Annotated in this window: 25 protein-coding genes; 12 read left to right on the forward strand and 13 right to left on the reverse strand. The window is 41.2% G+C overall.

Translation table 11 applies throughout. The features are described from left to right. Window positions 1-7: 7 nt before the first annotated feature. The 4 genes from AB9K32_RS06685 to AB9K32_RS06700 all read left to right on the forward strand — a co-directional run bounded on the left by AB9K32_RS06685 (window position 8) and on the right by AB9K32_RS06700 (window position 4,207). The gene (locus tag AB9K32_RS06685) at window positions 8-625 is read left to right on the forward strand and encodes a TMEM175 family protein (protein ID WP_369884738.1); all 618 of its coding nucleotides are present in this window, start codon (window positions 8-10) and stop codon (window positions 623-625) included. Window position 626: 1 nt separating this feature from the next. After that, window positions 627-1,958 (forward strand): M28 family peptidase, encoded by a 1,332-nt coding sequence (locus tag AB9K32_RS06690; protein WP_369884739.1) that lies wholly within the window; start codon window positions 627-629, stop codon window positions 1,956-1,958. A 67-nt stretch (window positions 1,959-2,025) separates the two neighbouring features. Continuing rightward, window positions 2,026-3,636 carry a M1 family metallopeptidase gene (locus AB9K32_RS06695; protein ID WP_224836605.1) on the forward strand — a complete coding sequence of 537 codons (1,611 nt, stop codon included), beginning with the start codon at window positions 2,026-2,028 and terminating at the stop codon, window positions 3,634-3,636. Between the two features lies 1 nt (window position 3,637). Continuing rightward, entirely contained in the window at window positions 3,638-4,207 is a 570-nt protein-coding gene (locus AB9K32_RS06700) for a YdeI family protein (RefSeq protein WP_369884740.1), read from the forward strand. A gap of 5 nt (window positions 4,208-4,212) precedes the next feature. Here the strand turns inward: AB9K32_RS06700 and AB9K32_RS06705 are convergent, their stop codons facing one another. Then, complete coding sequence (locus AB9K32_RS06705; protein WP_369884741.1) at window positions 4,213-5,466, reverse strand: nitrate/nitrite transporter; 1,254 nt, start codon at window positions 5,464-5,466, stop codon at window positions 4,213-4,215. A 224-nt stretch (window positions 5,467-5,690) separates the two neighbouring features. Between AB9K32_RS06705 and AB9K32_RS06710 the strand changes: the two genes are divergently transcribed. From AB9K32_RS06710 to AB9K32_RS06735, 6 genes are all read left to right on the forward strand, one after another. Next, a complete protein-coding gene (locus AB9K32_RS06710) occupies window positions 5,691-8,900 on the forward strand; it encodes a hypothetical protein (protein ID WP_369884742.1) in 3,210 nt (1,069 codons plus the stop codon). Window positions 8,901-9,018: 118 nt separating this feature from the next. Further along, a complete protein-coding gene (locus tag AB9K32_RS06715; protein ID WP_369884743.1) occupies window positions 9,019-9,711 on the forward strand; it encodes a DUF2490 domain-containing protein in 693 nt (230 codons plus the stop codon). A gap of 77 nt (window positions 9,712-9,788) precedes the next feature. Further along, entirely contained in the window at window positions 9,789-10,376 is a 588-nt protein-coding gene (locus AB9K32_RS06720; RefSeq protein WP_369884744.1) for a superoxide dismutase family protein, read from the forward strand. 103 nt (window positions 10,377-10,479) lie between these two features. After that, on the forward strand, window positions 10,480-11,112 hold the full coding sequence (locus tag AB9K32_RS06725) for a hypothetical protein (RefSeq protein WP_369884745.1): 633 nt from the start codon (window positions 10,480-10,482) through the stop codon (window positions 11,110-11,112). Window positions 11,113-11,185: 73 nt separating this feature from the next. Further along, entirely contained in the window at window positions 11,186-11,713 is a 528-nt protein-coding gene (locus AB9K32_RS06730) for an RNA polymerase sigma factor (RefSeq protein ID WP_252080007.1), read from the forward strand. A gap of 2 nt (window positions 11,714-11,715) precedes the next feature. After that, a complete protein-coding gene (locus AB9K32_RS06735) occupies window positions 11,716-12,513 on the forward strand; it encodes an anti-sigma factor domain-containing protein (protein WP_252080008.1) in 798 nt (265 codons plus the stop codon). Between the two features lie 75 nt (window positions 12,514-12,588). Here the strand turns inward: AB9K32_RS06735 and AB9K32_RS06740 are convergent, their stop codons facing one another. Then, entirely contained in the window at window positions 12,589-13,236 is a 648-nt protein-coding gene (locus AB9K32_RS06740; RefSeq protein WP_293294864.1) for an OmpW family outer membrane protein, read from the reverse strand. 135 nt (window positions 13,237-13,371) lie between these two features. Beyond that, a complete protein-coding gene (locus tag AB9K32_RS06745) occupies window positions 13,372-14,352 on the reverse strand; it encodes a CorA family divalent cation transporter (protein ID WP_224836594.1) in 981 nt (326 codons plus the stop codon). Between the two features lie 70 nt (window positions 14,353-14,422). On the opposite strand from AB9K32_RS06745, the gene AB9K32_RS06750 reads away from it, so the two are divergent. After that, window positions 14,423-14,962 carry a mechanosensitive ion channel family protein gene (locus tag AB9K32_RS06750; protein ID WP_224836593.1) on the forward strand — a complete coding sequence of 180 codons (540 nt, stop codon included), beginning with the start codon at window positions 14,423-14,425 and terminating at the stop codon, window positions 14,960-14,962. 93 nt (window positions 14,963-15,055) lie between these two features. On the opposite strand, the gene AB9K32_RS06755 is transcribed toward AB9K32_RS06750, so the two are convergent. From AB9K32_RS06755 to AB9K32_RS06765, 3 genes are all read right to left on the reverse strand, one after another. Continuing rightward, window positions 15,056-16,345 carry a hypothetical protein gene (locus AB9K32_RS06755; RefSeq protein WP_369884746.1) on the reverse strand — a complete coding sequence of 430 codons (1,290 nt, stop codon included), beginning with the start codon at window positions 16,343-16,345 and terminating at the stop codon, window positions 15,056-15,058. Window positions 16,346-16,415: 70 nt separating this feature from the next. Then, window positions 16,416-17,132: a hypothetical protein gene (locus tag AB9K32_RS06760; RefSeq protein WP_369884747.1), complete on the reverse strand. Its 717-nt coding sequence runs from the start codon at window positions 17,130-17,132 to the stop codon at window positions 16,416-16,418. Window positions 17,133-17,151: 19 nt separating this feature from the next. After that, the gene (locus tag AB9K32_RS06765) at window positions 17,152-17,844 is read right to left on the reverse strand and encodes a DUF4331 family protein (protein WP_369884748.1); all 693 of its coding nucleotides are present in this window, start codon (window positions 17,842-17,844) and stop codon (window positions 17,152-17,154) included. A gap of 166 nt (window positions 17,845-18,010) precedes the next feature. Here AB9K32_RS06765 and AB9K32_RS06770 point away from each other — a divergent pair, with 166 nt between their 5' ends. After that, window positions 18,011-19,201 carry an LETM1-related biofilm-associated protein gene (locus AB9K32_RS06770; protein ID WP_369884749.1) on the forward strand — a complete coding sequence of 397 codons (1,191 nt, stop codon included), beginning with the start codon at window positions 18,011-18,013 and terminating at the stop codon, window positions 19,199-19,201. A 90-nt stretch (window positions 19,202-19,291) separates the two neighbouring features. Here the strand turns inward: AB9K32_RS06770 and AB9K32_RS06775 are convergent, their stop codons facing one another. The 7 genes from AB9K32_RS06775 to AB9K32_RS06805 all read right to left on the reverse strand — a co-directional run bounded on the left by AB9K32_RS06775 (window position 19,292) and on the right by AB9K32_RS06805 (window position 23,498). Next, a complete protein-coding gene (locus AB9K32_RS06775; protein WP_224836588.1) occupies window positions 19,292-20,047 on the reverse strand; it encodes a LytTR family DNA-binding domain-containing protein in 756 nt (251 codons plus the stop codon). A gap of 57 nt (window positions 20,048-20,104) precedes the next feature. Beyond that, window positions 20,105-20,428 (reverse strand): 2TM domain-containing protein, encoded by a 324-nt coding sequence (locus AB9K32_RS06780; RefSeq protein ID WP_224836587.1) that lies wholly within the window; start codon window positions 20,426-20,428, stop codon window positions 20,105-20,107. Window positions 20,429-20,433: 5 nt separating this feature from the next. Continuing rightward, the gene (locus AB9K32_RS06785; RefSeq protein WP_224836586.1) at window positions 20,434-20,751 is read right to left on the reverse strand and encodes a 2TM domain-containing protein; all 318 of its coding nucleotides are present in this window, start codon (window positions 20,749-20,751) and stop codon (window positions 20,434-20,436) included. Next, window positions 20,742-21,044, reverse strand: coding sequence for a 2TM domain-containing protein (locus AB9K32_RS06790; RefSeq protein ID WP_224836585.1), 303 nt, complete (start codon window positions 21,042-21,044; stop codon window positions 20,742-20,744). Before AB9K32_RS06790 ends, AB9K32_RS06785 begins: the two co-directional genes overlap by 10 nt. 44 nt (window positions 21,045-21,088) lie before the next feature. Then, window positions 21,089-21,367: a 2TM domain-containing protein gene (locus AB9K32_RS06795; protein ID WP_224836584.1), complete on the reverse strand. Its 279-nt coding sequence runs from the start codon at window positions 21,365-21,367 to the stop codon at window positions 21,089-21,091. Window positions 21,368-21,539: 172 nt separating this feature from the next. After that, window positions 21,540-22,868: a 2TM domain-containing protein gene (locus AB9K32_RS06800; RefSeq protein ID WP_224836583.1), complete on the reverse strand. Its 1,329-nt coding sequence runs from the start codon at window positions 22,866-22,868 to the stop codon at window positions 21,540-21,542. Between the two features lie 6 nt (window positions 22,869-22,874). Next, window positions 22,875-23,498: a hypothetical protein gene (locus AB9K32_RS06805; RefSeq protein WP_369884750.1), complete on the reverse strand. Its 624-nt coding sequence runs from the start codon at window positions 23,496-23,498 to the stop codon at window positions 22,875-22,877. Between the last annotated feature and the right edge of the window lie 137 nt (window positions 23,499-23,635).

The following is a 23,635-nucleotide window of genomic DNA, read 5'->3' on the forward strand; positions in this document are numbered from 1 at the left end:
TAAATACATGAAACTACCACACAACATTAGTAGAATTGAAGCCTTTAGCGATGCGGTATTTGCTTTTGCTGCGACCCTTTTGGTAGTTTCTGTGGGAACGCAAGCGGAAAATTCCATTTTACAGGTAGATTGGATAGTCTTTTTGAGCTTTTCGGTAAGCTTTTTTGCACTGGTAGGGCTCTGGTCCGTTCATTATAATTTTTTCCGAAGATCAGATTACATGGACAATATGATCATTGGCCTAAATACGGTTCTCCTATTTTTGATTCTTTACTTTATATTTCCGCTCAAATCATTGATCAATTCATGGACGGGGACACTACAAATCAACAAAGACGATTTTTCTTCGCTATTTCAATTGTACAGCCTTGGGTTTTTGTTGATTTTTACGTGTTTTTCCCTAATGTACCTAAGAGTATACAAGAAGAATGGGACAGGCAATAAATTACATTTGTTTTATGCACGGCATTTTGGAATTTTTGTTTTTGTCGCCTTCGTTTCCATTATCATTGCCAAGTTTCATATTGGATTATATTGCGGTCTCCCCGGAATACTATATACGCTTTTAGGACCTATTTGTTATTTTCACGCCATGTACTTTCAAAAGAAAAACAACTCCCTTTAATATGAAAACTAAACTACTTGCAACGCTGCTCCTTTTTGCATGCATAAGTTATGCACAAACCGACACTAGACTTTATGACATTATAAATTCCGTTTCCGCAGATCGCATAAAGAGCGATGTTACCACTTTGGTTAACTTTGGAACAAGGCATACCTTGAGCGATACCGTTTCCCGGACCACAGGAATTGGTGCTGCCAGGAGATGGATAAAATCGGAGTTCGATAGAATTTCTTCGAACTGCGGTAATTGCTTAGAGGTATTTTATCAAAAAAACTTTGTGAAGAAAGGCGATAATGCACGAATCGTAAAAGATGTTGAAATTGTTAACGTTGTAGCCATCCAAAGAGGCACTAAATATCCCAACCGGTTCATTATCATGAGCGGTGATATCGATTCACGAGTGAGCGACCCTAACAATTACACATCCACCTCTCCTGGGGCAAACGACAATGCCAGTGGAATGGCGGGCACCATCGAAGCCTCAAGGGTACTGTCCAAGTACACGTTCGAAAGCAGTATTATTTATGTGGGCCTTTCTGGAGAGGAGCAGGGACTATATGGAGGAAAAGGTCTTGCAGCCCATGCCAAAGAAAGCGGATGGGATATTGTAGGAATTTTGAACAATGATATGATCGGTAACATTACCGGAGTAGATGGAGTGGTGAGCAATAGGGACTTTAGGATATTCTCGGAACCCGTGCCCCCTACCGAAACGGAACAAGAACGAAGGGCTCGCCGATTCTATGGCGGGGAGGTAGATGGAATCTCGCGCCAACTGGCCAGGTATGTGTACAAAACCACTAAAACCTATATGCCAGAAATGAATCCTATGTTGATCTATCGTTTAGATCGCTTTGGTCGTGGAGGGCACCACAGACCTTTCAACGACGCAGGTTTTGCCGGAATTCGCATAATGGAGGCCCATGAAAATTATACACAACAGCACCAAGATATCAGAACGGAAAATGGCATCGCCTACGGTGACGTATTGGAGCATGTAGATTTTGAATATGCCAAAAAACTCACAGCCGTAAATGCCATAAACCTAGCCTCCATTGCTTGGGCTCCGCCATCACCCAAAACTGTTGAAATCGGTGGCATTGTAGAACCCAGTGCCAAACTTAGATGGAGTAAGGTCGATGGAGCCAAAGGCTATAAAATCTATTGGAGGGATACAACATCCCCCACCTGGGACAATTACAGGTATGTTGGCGATGTAGACGAGCATACCTTGGAAGGTATAGTAATAGACAATTATTTTTTTGGTGCGGCCGCTATTGGTGCAGATGGACACGAAAGTCCTGTGGTTTTTCCTAATAAAGTTTTTAGGTAGGCCTTATTTTTGAATCACTTGGTCTTTTACACCTAAAACTAGCCATTAATACCATTCAGTAATAATCATGAAACAAATCTATTTAATCGTTTTCCTTTTAGTGTCGGGCATTTTATCGGCACAGGAGTTTACAAGGCAAGATACACTAAGAGGAAGCATCACCCCGGAAAGGGAGTGGTGGGATTTGAACTACTATGATCTCAACATCAAGGTAGAACCATCCAAAAAATATATTTCGGGGTACAATATTGTGCGGTACAAAGTATTAAAGCCTGCCAAAACCCTTCAAATCGACCTTCAAGAACCATTGCAAATCGAATCGGTCTTGCAAGATGGCAAAAACCTGAAATATACCACCGAGGGCAACGCCCACTTCATCAAACTAAAGAAAAAACAGGTGCCGGGAGAGTTCAACGAGATTAAGATCAAATATTCAGGGCGACCACGTGAAGCAGTCCGGGCACCTTGGGATGGTGGTTTTTCTTGGAAACAAGATGAAAATGGCAATCCGTTCGTAGCAACATCCTGCCAAGGTCTGGGTGCAAGCGTTTGGTGGCCCAATAAAGATCATATGTACGATGAGGTGGACAGCATGCGCATTAGTGTTACCGTACCCAAACATCTCGTGGATGTGTCCAATGGGCAATTGGAAGATGTATCGGAAGATGGCGATTTTAAAACATACCATTGGGCGGTTAAAAATCCCATCAACAATTATGGGGTCAACGTAAACATCGGCAACTATACCCATTTTGATGAAACCTACGAAGGAGAAAATGGTACGCTGCAATTGGATTATTATGTATTGCCCGAAAATTTGGAAAAAGCAAAAAAACAGTTTGTTCAAACTCCGATGATGCTCCGAGCCTTTGAACACTGGTTTGGCCCCTACCCTTTTTACGAGGATGGATTTAAGTTGGTGGAAGTCCCCTATCTGGGCATGGAGCACCAAAGCTCGGTGACCTACGGCAACAAATATCAAAATGGGTATTTGGGGCGAGACTTGTCCGGCACTGGTTGGGGCCTGCATTTCGATTTTATAATTATACACGAGGCAGGACATGAGTGGTTTGCCAACAACATTACCTACAAGGATATTGCAGATATGTGGATTCACGAAGGGTTCACGGCGTACTCGGAAAATCTTTACCTCGACTATCATTTTGGCAAAAAGGCTTCTGCAGAATATGTGATCGGAACACGGGCCAATATCCAAAACGATCGCCCCATTATTGGACCATACGATGTGAACAAGGAAGGTTCGGGTGATATGTACTATAAAGGGGCCAATATTTTGCACACCCTCCGCCAATTGGTAGAGGATGATACCAAATGGCGCCAAATATTACGCGGAATCAATAAAGAATTTTATCATAAGACGGTTACAACGGCCCAAATAGAGAATTATCTGAGCAAAAAAACCGAGAAAGACTTATCCGCTTTTTTTAATCAATACCTGAGAACAACCATGATTCCCGAGTTGGAATATAAAATTGAAAACGGCTTCATTACCTATCGATATGTGGATATCGTGGATGATTTTGATATGCCTGTAAAAGCTTTTGTGAACGGATCGGAAACATGGCTGTTCCCTTCTAAAGAATGGAAATCCGAGCAACTGGATGGCAACGAAGTGATCATTGACAAAAACTTTTATATAAAGACCAATAAAATTTGATTTGAGCAAGTATCCCGAATTCTATTTTAAAAACGATGTTGAGTGGCGGGAATGGCTGCACGAGAACCATGAAGAATACACCGGTATTCACTTGATATTCTATTCTGTTGACCACAGTAAAGAAAGTATGCGATGGGAAGAAGCCGTAAAAGTGGCCCTCTGTTTTGGTTGGATCGATAGTACCGTAAAAAGTCTGGGGAACGGTAAGCGCAAACAATACTTTAGCCCCCGAAAACCTAATAGCACTTGGAGTACATTGAACAAGGCTTATATTGAGGAGTTAAAGTCCGATGGGTTAATGCACCAAAGTGGATTGGCCACCATCGATATTGCCAAAGCGAACGGCTCATGGACAGCGCTGGACGATGTGGAAAATGGCGTAATTCCAGACATACTGCAAAAGGCTTTTGATAAGAACCAAACTGCTTTTGAGAATTTTAAAAATTTCACCAAAAGTCAAAAAAAAGGATATCTGTATTGGCTAAAACAAGCCAAACGTGATGAAACCCGCCAAAAAAGAGTCAAGGAGATCATATCGCTATCGGAACAAAACATAAAGTATAGAAACTGACGAGATTACCTTCCATATTTTTTTCGGTAGATAAAGGCGGCCACTCCTCCGACAAAAGCAAATGCACTTAGCATCCAAAAAACATTTTGATGCCCCAGTTCCTCTCCGGGGTGGGCATCCAATAGTATCCCATAGGCCGGACCTGCAAATACATCCGGGGTATAACCTACCAAAGAAATGAGCCCTACTGCCGTGCCCGTCAAGGTCAAGGGAATTTTACCAACATGCATTACACCAAAATATAATGCACGAGTGGCATAAACTCCAGCTGCAATTACCACTACGGACATAAAGAACAAAACTGTTGTGGTCGGTGCAATAATGCCACTTGCGAAAATCAATCCCCCGATCAGCGTTAGACCAAAACTTGTAACCAAAAGCCATGTGATCTTTAGCCTATCTGCGATCAAGCCAAAAATAATACCTGTTGTTGGCCTTAAAAATTGTAACAAAGTTCCCACTTTTGCGGCATCCACTTGATTGTACAACATGACTTCCTCGGCATATTGTGCGATAATATCCGTGATTTTATACGCCACATATCCACACAGGATAATGATCATCAACAGCCAAACCGAATGAAGTTTTAAAACTTGTTTCATATGATTCCAAGAAATACGATCCAAAACCGCCTTTTCATCGATCGCATCGGATTTCATAAAAAACCAGACAAGGACACCAACTAAAATTATAATTACCGAAGAGGTATAAATTACATAGGTAAATGCCTCTCTTCTATCCTGAAGACCTGCCGTATCCGGTGATTCTGTCAAAAAAAACGAAAAAATGAGCACCCCCAATAAACTGAAGAAAGCTCCCGTGAGACCCCGTCCCCCGTCCAAGAACCCAAATGCCTTACCTTGAGCGTTACGCCCGCCCCAAATTCTAGCAGCCTTGATCATAGGCGCCCAAAACAAAAAAATTGTAGTGAATCCCCACCAACCATATAGCATCTGCAATAACCAAAAAGATGGGTATTGGGCATAAAGGAATCCTCCGGCCGCTGTCATCCATAAAGCAATGGCTATTAACTTTCGAGGTTGGTACTTATCGGCCAATGGACCTCCAAAAATATACGAAACCATGGCGACCAAGCCATATACCGAAAAACAAAGGCCCAGCTGCACATTGTCCAACCCCAAAACATCCAATACCGTAGGCCTAAATACCCGCGGCAAAACAAAGGGAAGGATAAAAATGGCTTCCCCCGAAAGTATCAACAATATCAAATAGAACCAACTTGGTTTTGCTTCTTTCAAAAAAATTGATTTTGTTAAAAGTCAGCAAAAAACAGGAGAAACCCAAAAATCATTTGCAGCAACGGGCACCTTTTAAAAGTAGGTGGAACAAAAATTCTGTTAACATCCCTTTAAGAAATGCGGGGAGGGTTTTTGGTATCTTTAGGCGACCAAAAAATAACCTTCCAAGTTTAGGAGCGGTTGCAATATGGTCTTAACTAAACTCAAAACATCATACAACACCAATGAAAAAGTTTATTGCATTTTTTGCATTTCTACTTACCGTAGGTCTTACGGCACAAGAATTTAACATGGACCTAGTTCAGGACATGAAACCAAGAAATATTGGTCCAGCAGGAATGAGCGGACGTGTAACAGCGATTGATGTGGTCCACGACAATCCAGAAGTGATGTACGTAGGAACCGCCTCCGGGGGATTGTGGAAATCCACTTCTGGGGGAATCAAATGGGAACCCATTTTTGATGACCAGGTAACCGCCTCCATAGGTGCAGTTGCCATACAACAATCCAATCCATCCGTAATCTGGGTGGGTACCGGAGAAGGTAACCCACGTAACAGCTTAAATGGCGGATATGGCATTTATAAATCCCTTGATGGTGGAAAATCGTGGAAATCGATGGGATTGGAAAAAACAAGACATATACATCGAGTAATTATAGATCCCACTGATCCCAATGTGGTTTATGTGGGCGCCATTGGCTCACCTTGGGGCGAACATCCGGAACGCGGCGTTTTTAAAACAACGGATGGCGGAAAAACTTGGAACAAGATTTTGTTCGTTAACAACAAGACCGGGGTAGCAGATATGGTAATGGACCCCACCAATCCAAATAAGATTATAGCAGCCATGTGGGAGCACAAAAGAGAACCTTGGTTCTTTAACTCCGGAGGCGAAGGAAGTGGGCTCCATATTACACACGATGGTGGTGAAACTTGGAAAAAAATAACTTCGGAAGATGGATTGCCCAAAGGAAATTTGGGAAGAATAGGTGTAGCCATCGCCAGAAACAAGCCCAATATTGTCTATGCTTTGGTAGAGGCCAAAAAAAATGCATTGTACAAATCTACGGATGGAGGTTTTACATGGGCCAAGATCAACGATAAGAGCGATATCGGTAACCGTCCTTTCTATTATTCAGAAATTTATGTAGACCCTCAAAACGAAAACAGGGTATATTCGGTTTTTACTTATGTGAACGTTTCGGAAGATGGAGGCAAAAATTTTAAACAGTTAATGCCCGCCTATGGCGCAAACAATGGAATACACCCCGATCACCATGCCTGGTGGATCCACCCAGAAAATGGCCAATTCATGTTGGATGGCAACGATGGCGGATTGAATATCACAAAAAATGGAGGCGAATCTTGGCGATTTATTGGTAATTTACCCGTTGCACAATTCTATCATATTAGTACGGACAACGAATACCCCTACAATGTATACGGAGGAATGCAGGACAACGGTTCTTGGAGAGGACCTGCCTATGTTTGGAAATCCCAGGGCATAAGAAACAGCTACTGGCAAGAAATTGCTTTTGGCGATGGATTTGATGTAGTTCCGGACAAGGACAACAGCCAGTTCGGTTATGCCATGAGCCAACAAGGCAATGTAAGGCGTTATGACTGGAAAACGGGCAACAGCTACATTGTCCGCCCGACCTCACCGGATGCCGATACCATGCTCCGATTTAATTGGAACGCAGCCATTGGTCAAGACCCTTTTGATAACGGTACCGTTTACTTTGGAAGTCAGTTTGTTCACAAATCCTCGGATAAGGGGTTGACCTGGGAAGTAATTTCGCCCGATCTGACCACTAATGACAAAGAAAAACAAAAACAAAGTGAAAGTGGTGGTCTGACCATGGATGCTACCGGTGCGGAAAATCATTGTACCATTCTTGTGATAGAACCATCTCCAGTGGAACGTAACATGTTATGGGTGGGTACGGACGATGGACGTGTACATTACACACTAAACGGAGGCGAAACTTGGACCGAGGTAACCAAAAATATCAAGGGGCTGCCCACAGGAAGTTGGATTCCGCAGATAAAGGCATCGCACAACAATAAAGGAGAGGCATTATTAGTGGCCAACGATTATAGAAGATTCAACTATACACCTTATGCATATAGAACCACGGATTATGGTAAAACGTGGACGCGCATAGTCGACGAAAAAGATGTGGAAAGCTATGCTTTGTCCATAATCGAAGACCCAAAAAATCCAAACCTGATGTTTCTTGGAACAGATGATGGGCTTTACATCTCATTGAATGCCGGAAACAGCTGGAAAAAATGGAACAAAGGTTTCCCAACCGTTTCCACCAAAGATTTGGCCATACACCCAAGAGAACAAGATTTGGTCATCGGAACCTTTGGTAGGGCCGCATGGGTCTTGGACGATATTCGGCCTTTAAGAGAAATTGCAGGAAATACCACAATTCTTCAAAAAGAAATAGAACTGTTCGAAAGCCCCGATGCCTATTTGGCCGCTTACCAACAGCCAACAGGGAGCCGTTTTGGAGCCGATGCCCTCTATAATGCAGAAAACCGAAGGTCGGGCGCCATGATCACCTATTATTTGAAAGAGGGAAGTAAAATGGCCAAACAGAAGGATAAAAAAGACGAAGACACCGATGAGGAAGATAAAAAAGAGGAGAGCAAAGGTCAAAAGACCAAAGACTCCATTTTCTTCGAATTTTATGACGGAGACCGACTTATCCGTACCCTTAAATACAAAACACCGGAAAAAGCTGGTTTCCACAGGGTTTACTGGAATTTGGACGAAAAGGGACCGGACAGACCCTCTAGAACCATCAGAAAAAATACCCGAGAGCGTGGAGGGGTCGATGTAAAGCCCGGCACATACAAAGTAAAAGTTATCTATGGCGATGCCACCGATTCGACCTCGATAACCGTTAAGACCGATCCCAGATTGGACGTTAATATGGCTTCCGTAAACGAAGTTTATGAAACAGGAAAAAAACTTGAAGGTTTTTCCCAAACCGCAGCGGACGCAGTAAAACAGTTGGTGGAAAGCAAAGATTTGGCCAATTCGTTCAAAAAAGAGCTAAAGGAATTGGACAAGGATAAGTTCAAAGAACAGATCAAAGCTTCCGAAGAAATAGTTAAGCAAATAGATTCCATCGTCGCCCTATATTTAGGAAAGGACGACAAACGCCAAGGTATTGTTCGGAATCCCGAGCCAACCGTAATGTCAAGAATTGGAAATGCCTCCTATTATGTGGGCACAAGAAAAACCGGAATTACTTCGACCGAAAAAAGGTTGATAGAGTTCGCAGAACAAGAACTAAAAACGGCATTGGACAAGACCAATACATTCTTTAATGACCCATGGAAATCTTATAGATCATCCATTGAATCATTGGACCTTTCCCCTTTTAAAGAAACCAAAAACTTTAACCTTAATTAAAAATTGATGTTTTCAAAATACCGTTGTCAGGCTTAGACAAAATCTGGGTTCGCTATTGAACTCATTTAAAAAGCATTCGACAATGGTATTTTGAATATAGTAACTAAACAAAGAATAAATGATCAGAAAATTAGTAGCCCTATTTTTTATACTTATATCGGGATATGTAAACGCGCAACAACCTGGCGAGGACGAAACCGGTTCTTGGTTCATGTACTTTGGCACCAATAAAATCTCTGAACGCTTTAGCATCCATTCCGAAGCACAGTTCAGGTTTTATGAAACCACCAGTAACTTTAATCAAATGTTGCTTAGAACAGGACTTAATTATCACATTGACCCCAATGCCATTGCAACCGCAGGTTATGCTTTTATAGATACGGACAACTCCTTTTTCGAATTTGAAGGGGAGATCAACTCCAAGGAACATCGAATCTTTGAGCAATTTATTCTTAAAAACAAAGTTTGGGAGTTCTTGTTCGAACACCGGTACCGATTAGAGCAGCGCTTTTTGGATTTTGGCGACTATACCGAAACCCAACATCGGGCGCGATATCGCATTCAGATGACATTGCCACTGACCAATACCTTCTTTCTGAATTTTTATGATGAACTATTTATCAATCTGCAGGACGATCTCTTTGGGCAAAATCGATTATATGGAGCGCTAGGGGTAAATGTTACGGAAAACAGTAGCATCCAAATAGGGTATTTAAGAAACCAGTTCCAAAATGCCGTTTACGATCGGTTACAGTTCGCAGTTTTTTATAATCCAGATCTTAGAGGTCTGTTCAAAAAAAAGAAGCCATAAAAATTCGATTGCTAAATGTTTGACAACAGTACTTTTAATGCCTAAATTAAAGGCTAACCTAAAAAACGATTGTTTTAATGAAAAAAGTACAAATAACTGTCTTAACATTAGTATTTATAGCTGCTTTTAGCTGTAAACAAGCAAAAAAAGAGGCCACAGAAACATCAGTGGAGGTAGAAGAGACCATTGATCAGGTAGTTGAAACCCTAGATCCCGAAGTAATCACCTTTACCATGGAACCCAAGAGTGATAGCAATGTAAATGGCGAAGTTGTTTTTACAGAAAACAGTAATGAGGTAATTATGAGGGCCACCTTTACTGGATTAAATGAAGGTGAACATGCCATACACTTGCACGAAAAGGCAGATTGCTCCTCGCCTGACGGCAAATCCACCGGAGGACACTGGAACCCAACTTTTCAACCACATGGAGAATGGGGTTCCGACGAGGGGTACCACAAAGGAGATATCGGTAATTTTACAGCCAACGCCGACGGTACAGCCACAATGGAGTTTTCTACAGATGAATGGTGTATTGGCTGTGATGACGATACTAAAAATATTTTGGGAAAGGCTGTTATAGTGCACCAAGGTGCTGATGACCTTACCTCTCAACCATCAGGTGCCGCAGGTGCAAGAATTGCTTGTACAGGCATCATCCAGTAAGTTCTATAAAACGTCAAAAAACAAAAAGCTGTCCAATGGGCAGCTTTTTTATTGACAGCCCTTTTAATAATCCATAACTTAGTAGAAAATTAAAACTTCCAAAATGAAAAAAATACAGATTGCAGCATTGAGCATTCTTTTTATTACCGCATTTAGCTGTAAGCAAAACAAAAAAGAGGAAAAAACCGAAGAGCAAACTGAAGAAATGGCATCGGCCTACAGTATTGTGCAGGATTCCACCAGTGTAAATTTCACCGCTTACAAAACTACCGACAAAGTTCCTGTTGGAGGAACATTCAAAGAGATAGAATTAAAGTATTCAGCTGGCGAAACACCAATGGAAACCTTGAACGGACTTGAGTTTTCCATCCCGGTAAGCAGTCTTTTCACCAATGACCCAACGGAAGTTCGAGACCCAAAAATCATCGAATTCTTTTTTGAAAAAATGGCAGAGACCCAAACTATTACCGGAACCTTTATGTTTTCCGAAGATAAAAGTTGCTCGGTTAAACTTAGCATGAACGGAGTTACTACCGATTTGCCCATGGAATACGAAATTATGGACGATAACCAGGTGAATTTTTCCGGAGTAATGGACCTAAAGCAATGGGATGCCCTTAATGCCCTGGCCTCTTTGCACGAAGCATGCGAAATTTTGCACACTGGCCCGGATGGTGTAAGTAAAACTTGGGAGGAGGTTGCCATCAATGCATCGGTATTGTTGGAGCAAAAATAGAAGTCTTCCGAGACTAAAAAATAATAAAAGAGCTGCATGTTGCAGCTCTTTTTTTATATATTTAGCCACTTCAATGAACTTGGACAACCTCATACAACAATTTCAAAAAAAGGATAGCGCTGCCTTTGAAACCTTGTACCATATGTATGCGGAAAACATATGTGGTGTTATTAATGTAATCTTGAAGGATGCGGAACGCTCCCAAGAAATCTGTCAGGATGTTTTTGTGAAGGTCTGGGAAAAATCAGATCAGTACGATGCTTCGAAAGGTCGATTTTTCACCTGGTTACTGAATATCGCAAGGAATGCCGCCATCGACGAAGTGCGTTCAAAAAGCCATAAAAACCAAAAAAAGAACCTTGCTGTTGATTCTCTCGTAGGTATTTTTGAAAACAGTGAGGATCTGAACAGTAAAATGGATACTATCGGACTTCAGTCTCTCCTAAAAGGATTGAAGGAAAAATGTATTTTGTTGATAGATATGCTTTACTTTAAGGGATACACCCAAAAAGAAGCCGCCAAAGAGCTGAATACGCCAATTGGCACTATAAAGACACGAATAAGAAGCTGTATTTCGAGCATTAGAAAAAATATGGCATAAGCATGGATGTGAAAGCTTACATAGCATCTGGAATTTTGGAACTCTACGTAGCTGGGGCCCTGTCACCTGAAGAAATTCTTGAGGTGCAGCACTATGCGCTTCAGTACCCCCAAATACAAAAGGAAATCGAGGCAATCGAAAATGCTGTTCTACAGCTAACGGAAGCCGCTTCGCCCAAAATGCCGGAAAACGGTTTTGCCAAGATAAAGGAAGAAATAGACGATGTTATTCCGTTTACTCCAGAAGCTTCCAAAAGTAGTGGAACTACTTGGGGCAGCTACTTGGGCTGGGCTGCATCGGTATTATTGGCCGTAGGGCTGTTCTGGTTGTACACGGAAAACAACAAGCTCAAGAACCAAATTGAGCTTACCAACCAAGAAAAGCAAAGTCTGGAAGATATCTTATCCGATACCCAAGCGGAAATCACCTCCAAGGAAATGCTGTTGCAAGAAATCAGGGATAAAGATGTTTCCGTAATTGCCCTTGGTGGGCAAACCATCTCTCCTTCCTCCTATGCGAAAGCTTATTGGAACAAGGAAGAACAGAAAGTTATTATCGATGCCCAAGGGCTTCCCGAACCTCCTGAGGGATTCACCTACCAAGTTTGGTCATTAAAATTGGACCCACTTACCCCCACCAGCCTAGGCCTATTGGATGATTTTGCATCGCAGGACAATAAACTCTTCACCTTGGAAAATTCCAACGAATCTGAAGCCTTTGGCATCACCTTGGAACCTGAGGGCGGAAGCGAGACACCAACGCTGGAGCAATTGTACACCTTGGGTGCGGTTGGTGTCTAAACATAAAAAAGAAGGCAGCCCAGCATAAACCGAACTGCCTTCAAAACTTAGATTACCTAAAAAAACAATCGAATATTAAAGTTTTATACCTACGCCCACTCCAAAAATCCATGGGTTTATATCCACATCGGCCTCTACCGTGGCACCCAAAGCAGTGGTCGCATTTACGGTTGCCGTAGTGTTCAAGAACAGTTTTTTAACATCGAAGTTCAAGAACCATTTATCGTTGAGCATAAAATCGAAACCTCCTTGTAGGGCAAAGCCAACAGCTGTATCGTAATCCACATCATCTGCAACGGGTCCTTCATCAACACCATAGAACAAGGTCAAATTTGGACCAGCGCCCAAATACGGAACAAAATTGCCTCCTGTAAAATGGTACTGCGCGGTCAATGTTGGTGGCAACAACCAAACATGCCCCAGATCAATATCTCCTGCAGCAGTCCCAATGGCTTCCACATCGTGCTTGGCCGTGGCCAAAATCAATTCCAAGGACCAATTATCATCAAAAAAGTAACTTATGTCAAATTCTGGTACAACAGCGGTCGAAATATCCACATCTCCGCCTATGGCCTCTATATCCGCGCTCTCATCGGGAGTTACCACAATACCTCTTAATCTAAACTGCCATTTACTGCTATCATCCACAGGGGCGTCCTGTGCAATTGCCAAATTGCCCAATCCCATTAAAGCGATCACAGCTGCTAGTATTCTTTTTTTCATCGTGTGTTAATTTAAATTGATGAAGCAAAACTAGTTTGACACTCCCTGCGGGAATATGATGTTTATCATTGAATAAAAAATCCATATACCCTATCAAAAAAGAAAAATATGTAACAGAACATCGGTTTTAGAGGGCTAAAACCATTTTTTTCGTTTAAAAATTATGATGGTGACCAATACAACGATCAGCATAACCCCCAACAAAATAAAGTACCCATTGGCAAGCCGAAGTTCTGGCATGTTATCAAAATTCATCCCATAAATCCCCGCCAAAAAAGTGAGTGGAATAAAAACCACAGAGAAAATGGTCAAGGTTTTCATTACTTCGTTCAAACGGTGGCCCTGCATACTAAAAAAAAGATTTATCTGGCTCTCCAGTTCCATTATATCCGAATCGATGTCCATGATCAGCCCACTGATCTGTTCTCGAAGTTCACTAAAATATTTGGTCTGAAATCCTTTTACTTCTACCCTCTCCAGTTTAATAATTATGTCCCTAAGGCCGTGAGACGCTTTTTTAAAATCTTGAATAATAGCTTTTTTTTGTTCTACCTCAAACATAAATTCCGGTGTTGGTTCCTGTTTTACGATGGCTTCCAACGCATTTTCCATCAGTACGGTCTCTTCATACTTTTCCTTATAGTTCGCTATCAAGGTTTCCAGTATAAAAAACAAAAGATAATCTGCTCGTTTTTTACGGATAATGCCCTTATTTTCAAATATACGTTGCCTGATCCAATCAAAATGATCTCCCCATTTTTCCTGTATGCACCACACAAAATCCTTGGATACCACAAAGTACATTTGTTCGGATTCCATACTATCGTGTTCAGTTTTTAGGATTCTGGCCGCAATGAACAATTGGTCTTCCAGCTCAATGACCTTGTTCCCCATTTTCTGGTTCAACAGAAGGCGTAACAAGAAATCATCGAGATTGTTCCCGTTTACCATCTGGCGGAATTCATCCATATACTGCAAACCGTAAGTATTTATCCAAGTTATAGACTTATCTCCCTTGGATAGCACTGAATCATCGGTGATCGTAAATTTTCTGTTGTAGTAATTGTCCGGTGAGTAATTTATTACCCATGAATTTTCTTCAAAATCTGTTTTCATGGCATATAAAGTGAAAAGGTTTATTCGTAGTTTAGATCCTTAAGTTAATTCAAATTTGCAAAGTACCACCATGATTGATACAATGACTTTTAAAACCGATTTTCTATACACCATAATTCTGCTCGTTATTGTGTTCTCGCTCCATTATTTGAACAAAAATGCCATTAGGCGGTTTGGACGTTCGAGTTCGATAGACATGAACAGTAGGAAAGTTATTTTCTACCTCAACAATATTCTGTTCTTTATTTTGGCCTTTCTCGGACTATCGTTTATCTGGGGGGTCAATCTGGAAGACATCTCATTGTTTCTCTCGTCCGTGTTAGCAATTTTAGGTGTGGGATTTGTGGCCCAATGGTCCATACTCTCCAATTTAACGGCCAGCGTAATCCTGTTTTTTAGCCATCCTCTGCGTTTAGGCGACAGGATTCGGGTTATGGACAAGGACTTTGATTGGACCGGAAAGGTAGAGGACATTAGTGGGTTTTATCTTTTTATGCGGACCGATGATGGTAAACAAATCACCATTCCAACCAATTTGGTCATTCAAAAAGGTATCGAGATACTGCATGAAGAGGTTGCCGAAACCAAAGAAATAGTGCCGAAAGAATAAAAAGCGCCACGGCTAAATGCCGCGGCGTACCTAAAAACAACAACCAAGCCGAGATCGTAACGATCTGCAACCTTGCTCTTTGCAGGATAAAAATTAAAGACCAGCTATCTGAGCTTCTTTTATGGGACCTAGCTCATATGCCGCTTCCAACAATTCCTGTTTTAGTTCTCTCACTTTTTCCATCAGCCCATTTGCTTTATAGACTTCAGCGGCTTGATGAAGAATGGCTGGCTCAAAAGTGGCGCCCATTACATGCTTTTCTACCAGCTCCAAGGCTTTTTTCTTTTCTCCCATGTGCAATAAACTGTAGGCCAGCCAACCATAAGATTCTGGCGTAGGCCTGTTGTTCACCTCTTCCTGAGCAAGTTTATAGGCTTTTTGCTCCACATCCATCTCCAACAAAAAATCTAAATTGTAGGCATTGTACATATCGCCATATTGAGGATTGTTTCCGACTATTTTGTAATAATCATCCAAGGCTTGCACCCGAAGCATATCGTTGTTCATAAAATCGGCAATCTCGGCCTTCAGTAAATAATATTCAGGGGATTGGTTCTTTTGCATTATGGAATCCAGAATGCGCAGGGCTTCCCTACCATTTCTTTCATGGGAGTAAACAATCCATGCAATACTTTTTTTTGCATACGCATTCTGGGGATCAATGTGCAATGCACGTAGATAAAGGTTATAGGACTCCTCGATTCTTCCAGCATGACCGTAAAAGTCACCCAAGTTGGTGTAGGACCACAATAGCAATCCTTTGTTTTTGGAGGATTCTGCTCGGGCTGTGGCCTTTTCCATAAACTGGATCGCAGTATCCAAATCTCCTTTGTAATCGTTCCATTTGGCCACTCGTATCAGATAACCAAAGTCGGACATATTCTGAATGCTATCCAAGTATTGATTGGCAAGATCATAATTCCCCAATTCCATATGAACATCAAATAGAAGGCTTTGGGTCTCATTTACACCACTACCAAAGCTCCGGGCTTTTTCCGCTAACTCCAGGGCCTCCCTAAACCGGTGCTGCGAGATGTAATTTCTGGCCAACGCCCGGAGGTATCCCGCCTTACCAACGGCAGCAATTTCCACTGCCTTTTTTAGGGATCGTTCCGCGTCCTTTAAATACTGAATATTACCAGTCCCACTAAAAAATCGGTTATACTCACTTGCCACGTTCCCCAAACTGAGCAATTGTACACTATCTGATTTAATTTTATCGTCCCAAAGCTGAAAGTACTTTGAGGTAGCCTTAGCAGGTGCAGCGGCCAGATATATATCATAATCCTGCCTATTGGTCTTGAATTCTGTTTCTTGTTGCTGACATGATACCAAAAACAGTATCATCGGCATTAAAATGGTGTGAAATTTTATTGTTTTCATCTTATTGTTGTTGTTTTTATTACAAAAGGGAGAAGAAAGAACTTTCCCCTCCCCTTCTCTTTCATAGCAATTATTCTGGTGCTCCCAAATAAGGAAAGGTATTCGATATACTGGCTGTTAGCCCCACACCGTCCGAGGTCAGTCTTGGCAAATCTGCCATTCCATCATTATCCAAATCCTGTCCGCTAAAGCGGTCACCTTGCATTCCTCCGAAAAATAAGATCAGGGACACATCAATAATGTCGTCGTTTGGATGTCTCCCTGTAAGGGCTACCTCATCACCGTCCGGTACCAAAATGCTTCCATCGTTATCCAGATCTGTACCGGGGTTAAAATAGGTTGTGGGCAAATCTGGAGCGACCTCCAAAACATCTGCCGACAAGACAGTGGTCAACGTTGCAGCGTCCAGTCCCAAAATATTGTTTTCGTAATCCACATCGGCAGGGTCCAATCCCAGTTTAAGGGCATATACATCATGATATTGCTCCAATCGGGCCTGAAATCCTGCCTGGAAGGCAGCAGTCATCTCAGAAGGGACCGTGATGTTATGGGCATCCTTTACACTTGGCTCGCCTTCCATGTCAAAACTTAGCGTGGTATTGATTCCTGGGCGGCCAATATGGTCCACCTGTGCAAATGTCCCCGCAAAGTCAACACTGTCCATATTGTCATCATCCATCATAAGGTCGTCGTCCATGTAGGTTCCGTTGTCATCATTGTTACAGCCGATAACCAGGCAAAGGCTCAGCAAAAGAGTTGTGATATAGAAAGATTGTCTTAGTCTCATAGTACAGTTTTAAAGTTTCTTATTGTTTTCTGTTTGTGGTGACCCAAGTTTTATACACCGAAAGTCCCAAAGCATTGGTTGCTGTTGGCGTGCCCAACATGCTATTGGGAATTTCCACAATGATGGACATCGTATTGGCGCCATCAAAGGTGTCGGCAGCCTCCTCTGGAGGTAAAAATCCGTTCGGAGCAGAATCCAGTTCTGGAGAAATCACCGCATTAAATTGGAAGAAATCGAAAAAGAAAGGGTCTTTTCTTGGTCCTGCGAAAAGGGAAACACCATCCGAGGTAGTCTCCACAATGGCAGTGCTCGAAGAAATTTCCACGTCTCCCAATGCGGCATCGGTGTACACTTCACTATTCAATCCGGTTTGCGCAGGTGCGGTAGGACCAAAAAAATACATTCTCCCATCACGCGCAATGGCCTGAATAACCTGATCTTCCACAAGGTCACCATCCAAATCAATATTGATTTCAGTAAGTACGTTCTCATCAAATGTTCCGTAAGCTAAATCGGGGAGTACATTGGATTGCAAATCCACCACAAAAACGGTGTTATCAGAACCCTCGCTTGGTTCAAAAGCATAAAAATCGGCAATATCCGCACTGGTTCCTGCAGATGAAGGTGCGTCAATATGGTCCGCGGAAATCAAGATAGTTGCAGCGGTTACCAAGACACCTAGGCCAAATAGCCATTTCATTGTTTTTTTCATGTTACTTGTTTTTTAAGTTACGTTCAACCCTACTTACGGAACCTTGCGGGAAGCGGTTTGGTTTTAAAATGTTAAAATCATCTTAACCGTATTTTAGCGATGAGATGCCCTTACCATAAACCAAAGTCGTGGAAATTGTTTTACTTTGACCTCTTAATTCAGTTACATGAACCCTTCTGCATCCGGATGGATCAATAAGTTCGGCCACCTTGTTAATCAAGAGTCTTCTCTCTTTGAAGACTTTGACAGTATGTACCAAGAACTAAAGACAAATGGGTTCGTTTATGGCGTTCACTTGGGCATACCCTCTTTTATTGAAGTGGAACACACTTTAACAGAAGACGAAATTGCCAAGATCAATCTCCTTTCCGCGCTATATTTTACCTATACTTTTGAGGTGGGAAAGAACGATTTTGAAGCCTTCGTGGAAAAAGTATTCGAGTATTATCAATCCCTTAATGTTAGCCGTGTATCCTATCTAAACAAAATATTCAGTGGTTCCAAAACAGAATCCCAACTGGAAAAATTGATCGATTCCAGAATTTATTTGAGCGATAATACCTTTAGCCGGGCATTTGGCAATAGCCTAACCAATTCTTTGCTCTATGTGGATATACTAATTTTTATGGTATACCTTCGCGGAAACAACAATGTTATGGAGCATGCCCAACTTTTGGAGTACGTTACCATCAACATTGTGTACCATGCACTAAACGCCAAAGAGACCCACGAGTCCGATGCAAAACTGATACAATTATTAGGTTCTTCCTTAACCTATGTTGATCTGGACGAGGCAAAATATGATGGTGATTACACCGATTTACTGTCCCGAAATTTTACTGAGAACGAGAGAGATTATTTCTTGGATATGGCTTGCTTGACCATCTGGGAAGACAAGACTTTGGACTACACTGAAACCGACTACATTTTTGGGTTGGGGAAGGACTTGAAAAAGACTAAAAAAGAGATAGAATCCGAGCTGAAATTTGTGAAGAATTTCTTTGAGGAAAACAAGGAAAAAATAGCCTACTTGAACAACAAAAATTTAGCTGTTCAATTCTATGATGGGATGTCCAAAAATGTCACCAAACTAATCCTGAGAAATAGCAAAAGATTAAAAAAAGAACTTACCGAAAGTCGGGAATTGGTCTCCCTTTTATCCAAGTCGACCATTAAAGATCTAAGCCCGGAAGAAAAGAAAAAAGTGCAGAACCAATTGTTGGATATTTTTAAGAGCATACCCTCATTGGCCATTTTTATGTTGCCTGGCGGGGCGGTACTTTTACCAATTTTCATTAAATTGATTCCCAAACTGCTGCCTTCGGCCTTCGACGATAATCGGATTGAGGAAAAATAGATCGCATGGGTCAAAAAAGGCACTATAAGAAAAATTTATAATTTATTTTTATTCATGTTAAAAATATGAAATCCAGATTATTAAGGCCTCCTACTCTAACCATAGCTTGAAGTCTCTTACTCTTTCCCTACTTACAATAATTTCGTGCTCATTAAAATGGTTGAGCTTAATTTGAAGCCTTGAATTGGTGTATGAAATAATGTCTGCTATATGGTTGATGTTCACGTAAAACTTTCGGCTCACCCTAAAAAAAGTATGTGGTTCCAACTCCTCCTCCAATTGCTCCAGGGTAGTATCCAGCAAATAATTTCTACCGTCCGAAGTCGCCGCATAGGTACCTTTGTTCTCACTATAAAAACATTCTACTTCGTCCGCATTTATAATTTTTAAGTGCTGTCCCACCTTAGCCGTAAAACGTTTTTTGTACTCACGTTCCAAAGGGTTTATCAAGAGCTTTTTTATGTCGTTAAAATCGACTGGGATTTTTCGGTTTTCCGGCTTAAAATCCCTGTACTTTTTAACCGCACTTTCCAACTCTTCCTCATCAATAGGTTTTAGTAAATAATCAATGCTGTTCAGCTTAAAAGCCTGTAGTGCATATTCATCATAAGCAGTGGTGAAAATTATGGCACTTTTTACCTCGACCACATCAAAAATTTCAAAGGAAAGACCATCTGATAATTGGATGTCCAAAAAGATCAGATCGGGATGCGGATTATCTTGAAACCAAACAATGGAATCTTCCACCGAATGCAACATGGTGGAAACATCTATTTCCAATTCTGAAAGCAATCTGGATAATCGTCTTGCCGCTGGTTTTTCGTCTTCGATTATTAGGACATTCATGTAATTTTGGTTGTATTTGGTTATGCTCGTCTTCTTTTATTTAAGAATTTTGATCTATCAATAATCATTGGTTTCATCCTCTTCCATATATTTTTGGATCTGGCGTTCTTCCCATTTTTTAAAGAAAGTGATTTTATGCCTAAAAATAATCAAAGTATGTACAAGCAATATCACTCCCCAAATCAAAATATTGGCATTTACCCATTCGTAATAATATGATTCTTTTGGAAATGCCACTGGTAAAAGTGAATTGAGCACCCCTGTTCTTAACAATACCAGAATACCGTTTACGATCACAAAGATCATAATATGCCTGTAATATCCTTTCAGTTCTTTAACCCGTTTTTTGGCCGCCTCCAAAGAAATGTTTTTGTTCTCCATCACGCTTACTTATATTTTTTCATTTCCTCTTTGTCCTCGTCCATGTACTTTTGTATTTGGCGCTGTTCCCAATCCCTGCCCAAAAATGGGTTTACACCAAATGTCTTGGATGCGTGGAACATTAACCCTATGCCCCAGGCCACTAAAGTGATGAAATGTTCCCACTGCCAAAAATTGTCTGTTCTCACGTAAATATTGATCAAAATAAAAGTATTGATCACTATATATATTGCAGAATGGATATAGAAGCCTTTAATCTCCTCTACCCGTTTTTTTGCTCTATTATATTTTTCTTTATTAAAGTTTTCCACGATTATTTCCATTTATTGTTCTTTTCATCCTCCCGCATAAATTCCTCTATCTTACGTTTTTCCCATTGTTTGCCAAAAAATGGGTTTAGATCAAAGGTCTTCAAGGCATGGAAAAGCAATCCGATTCCCCATCCAAATGCAGCCCATAGAAACCACATATACCCAAATCCGTTGGAAAAGTAATTGATCAAGGCCAATCCGGAAATTACCAGCACATAGGAAGTAAGGTTACCGTAGAACTTTTTAAGCTCGTCCACTCGTTCCCTTGCCCTAATGTATTTGTTTTCGTTATCCATATTTTCCATAGTTTTATAGTTTGATGTGGTGTTATAGTTAAAATTACGCATTCTTAAAATTCTTTGTTGTTCATAAACTCCTGAATCTTACGCTCTTCCCATTCCTTTCCCAAGATAGGGTTTCGTCCGTAAGCTGTAAGCCCCTGGAACAACAGTCCCAAGCCCCATCCTGCTGCGGGGAACAATGCCCACGGAATATCGGTGGTCCTATAGTTAATGTACACCAATAAAGGTATAATTACACAATAAGAGATCAGGCTATAAAAGAATCCTTTGAGGTTCTCCACTCTTTCCTTTGCCCTGGAGTATCGGTCTTCTGTAAAATTTTTCATGACTGTTGTTTTTTGATTACAGTTCAAACTTCGCAATAACCCATATCAAAAAGAAAAGTGAATTCCCGAATTGTAATTTTATTGGGATGAATTGTGGTTCTGGCGCACAACTACTGTTTGGAATGAAGCTACGATGTATTAGAGCAACGGTATTGCATTGATTCTCAATTGATCAAAAATCATCTTTCTCCATAAGCTCCTTGATCTTGCGCTCTTCCCAACGTTTGCCCCACAGGGGATTATAGCCGTAAGCTTCCATACCATGCACCAGTACACCAAAGCCCCAACCAATACTAGGGAAAATGGCCCACAGAAAGTCCGTTGTACGGAAATTGAGCCACCATAAAAAAGGAATTACGATACAATAGGCCAATACATTGCCATAAAAGTCTTTTATGGCCCTTACCCGTTCTTTTGCCTTTGTATAGCGTTTTTCTTCAATATAATGCTCCTGTGTTTCCATTATGGTGTATTTCTGAGTAAGCATTGGCAGGAACACACTAAACTCGTTCTCGGTCTTTTTAATGACCATCTCGCGATCGGTTAGTATGCGATAGCGCTGTTTTATATTTTGAAGTCCTACCCCACTACTCTTCTTTACTACCTGTTTTTCTTGAAGATTGTTGCTTACCACCAACATACCTTGCTGTTCAAAAACCTTGATATGCAAGGGTCGGGAAGACGTCACCACATTATGTTTTACGGCATTTTCCAATAAAAGTTGTAACGAAAGGGGAACTATTTTGGCTTCGGGTCGGGAACAGCTATCTGGAATGTCGAATACAATACTGTCCTCAAAACGCATTTTTAGCAAGCGTACATAGGTCCGGGCGAACTTTAATTCCTCGTCCACAGTAACCAAATCTTTATTCTTCTGTTCCAATACGTAACGGTACACTTTGGACAACGAAGTGGTAAAGTTCTGCGCCTGGTGCGGATCTTCTTCGATTAAACTTGTGAGTACATTCAAACTATTGAACAAAAAGTGGGGATCCAATTGGTTTTTAAGGGCATCGAAACGGGCAGAAGCCGAACCTGCTATAATTTTTTGCTCCTTTACCTGTCTTTCCTTGTAGTATTTGTAGTAATATGCCGCATAGAACAAGAGCGCAACGATCATGGAAATCACAAAGGAACTAATGTAAAAGGAGGATTGTTCCTCCTCCAAAAACTGTCCAATGGTTTTTTGATAAAACCCGACCATTAAAACAAGACGGGCGAGAACAATACCAATGATGGAGGCAACAATATTGCCCAATATTCCATAACCAATATATTTCTTGGTAAAAAGTTCCTTATTGTATTTGCGCATTAAAATTATAAAGGAGGCCGCATTAAGCATGTAAATGATCACGGAGAAAATCATGCTCTCCCAAAACTCCACCCAGATTTCTTGATAAGTGAGCTGCCATCCTTTGACATAGAAAAAAATGAGGAGAACTATAAAAATAGCTATCCCCACTAATATTGCTTTAAAAAATTCCTTGATAAAAAGTTTCATGGTATTTTATTTGCCACAATTTGCCAAAACTTCTTCTGCTCTCTCTTTCCCCCAGGTTGGATAAAATGGCGTTTCGGATTTAAAGGTAGCAAAAAGTTCCAAGGCCCTTTCCACATCTTTGCAATAAGGCGTAATGTCCTTTCCAAAATAGCGCGCGGAACCCATATCCCATTCTGCTTTGGAAAGTATGACCCTAGGATTTTGAGGATCGATTTCCATAGCTTGCTGGTACAGCTGCACATTTTTAGGGGAGAGCGTCATTCCATAGGTTGCTCCATCAAAAGCGATCCAAGCGGTATTGATTAGTGCTTCTTGAATCAAAAGTTCGGGATTATTGGGCGATATGGCCTTGGCCACATCCAAAAACTCTTTTGCTTTTTCCAATTGTTTGCTGAGTTTGTCCTCGTCCTTTTCTCCGAAAGAAATTACCGTGTTTATCTGCGAAACGTAATAATAAGGCAACCACTTATCCGGTTCGGCAGTGGCAATACGTTCGAACATGTTGGATGCATCGACCACTTTTTGATTTTGCCACAACTCAAAGGCTTTTTCCATTCCTTTGGAATAGCGATCTTGAGCATTCACCATTATTGTTCCCAGTAATACGATTGATAAAATTAGTTTTTTCATGACTGTCGTTTTTTAAAGATTGTACGGTAGTTTCAAATAAATTATTGATGGGACAAAATTGGGCCAGAAAGAAGGTTTGTGAAAAAATGGATTACCGAACTGTAAACATTCGGGGATGAATTGTTATCCAAGCAGAC

This window comes from Allomuricauda sp. XS_ASV26, from assembly GCF_041224615.1.
GTDB lineage: Bacteria > Bacteroidota > Bacteroidia > Flavobacteriales > Flavobacteriaceae > Flagellimonas > Flagellimonas alginolytica.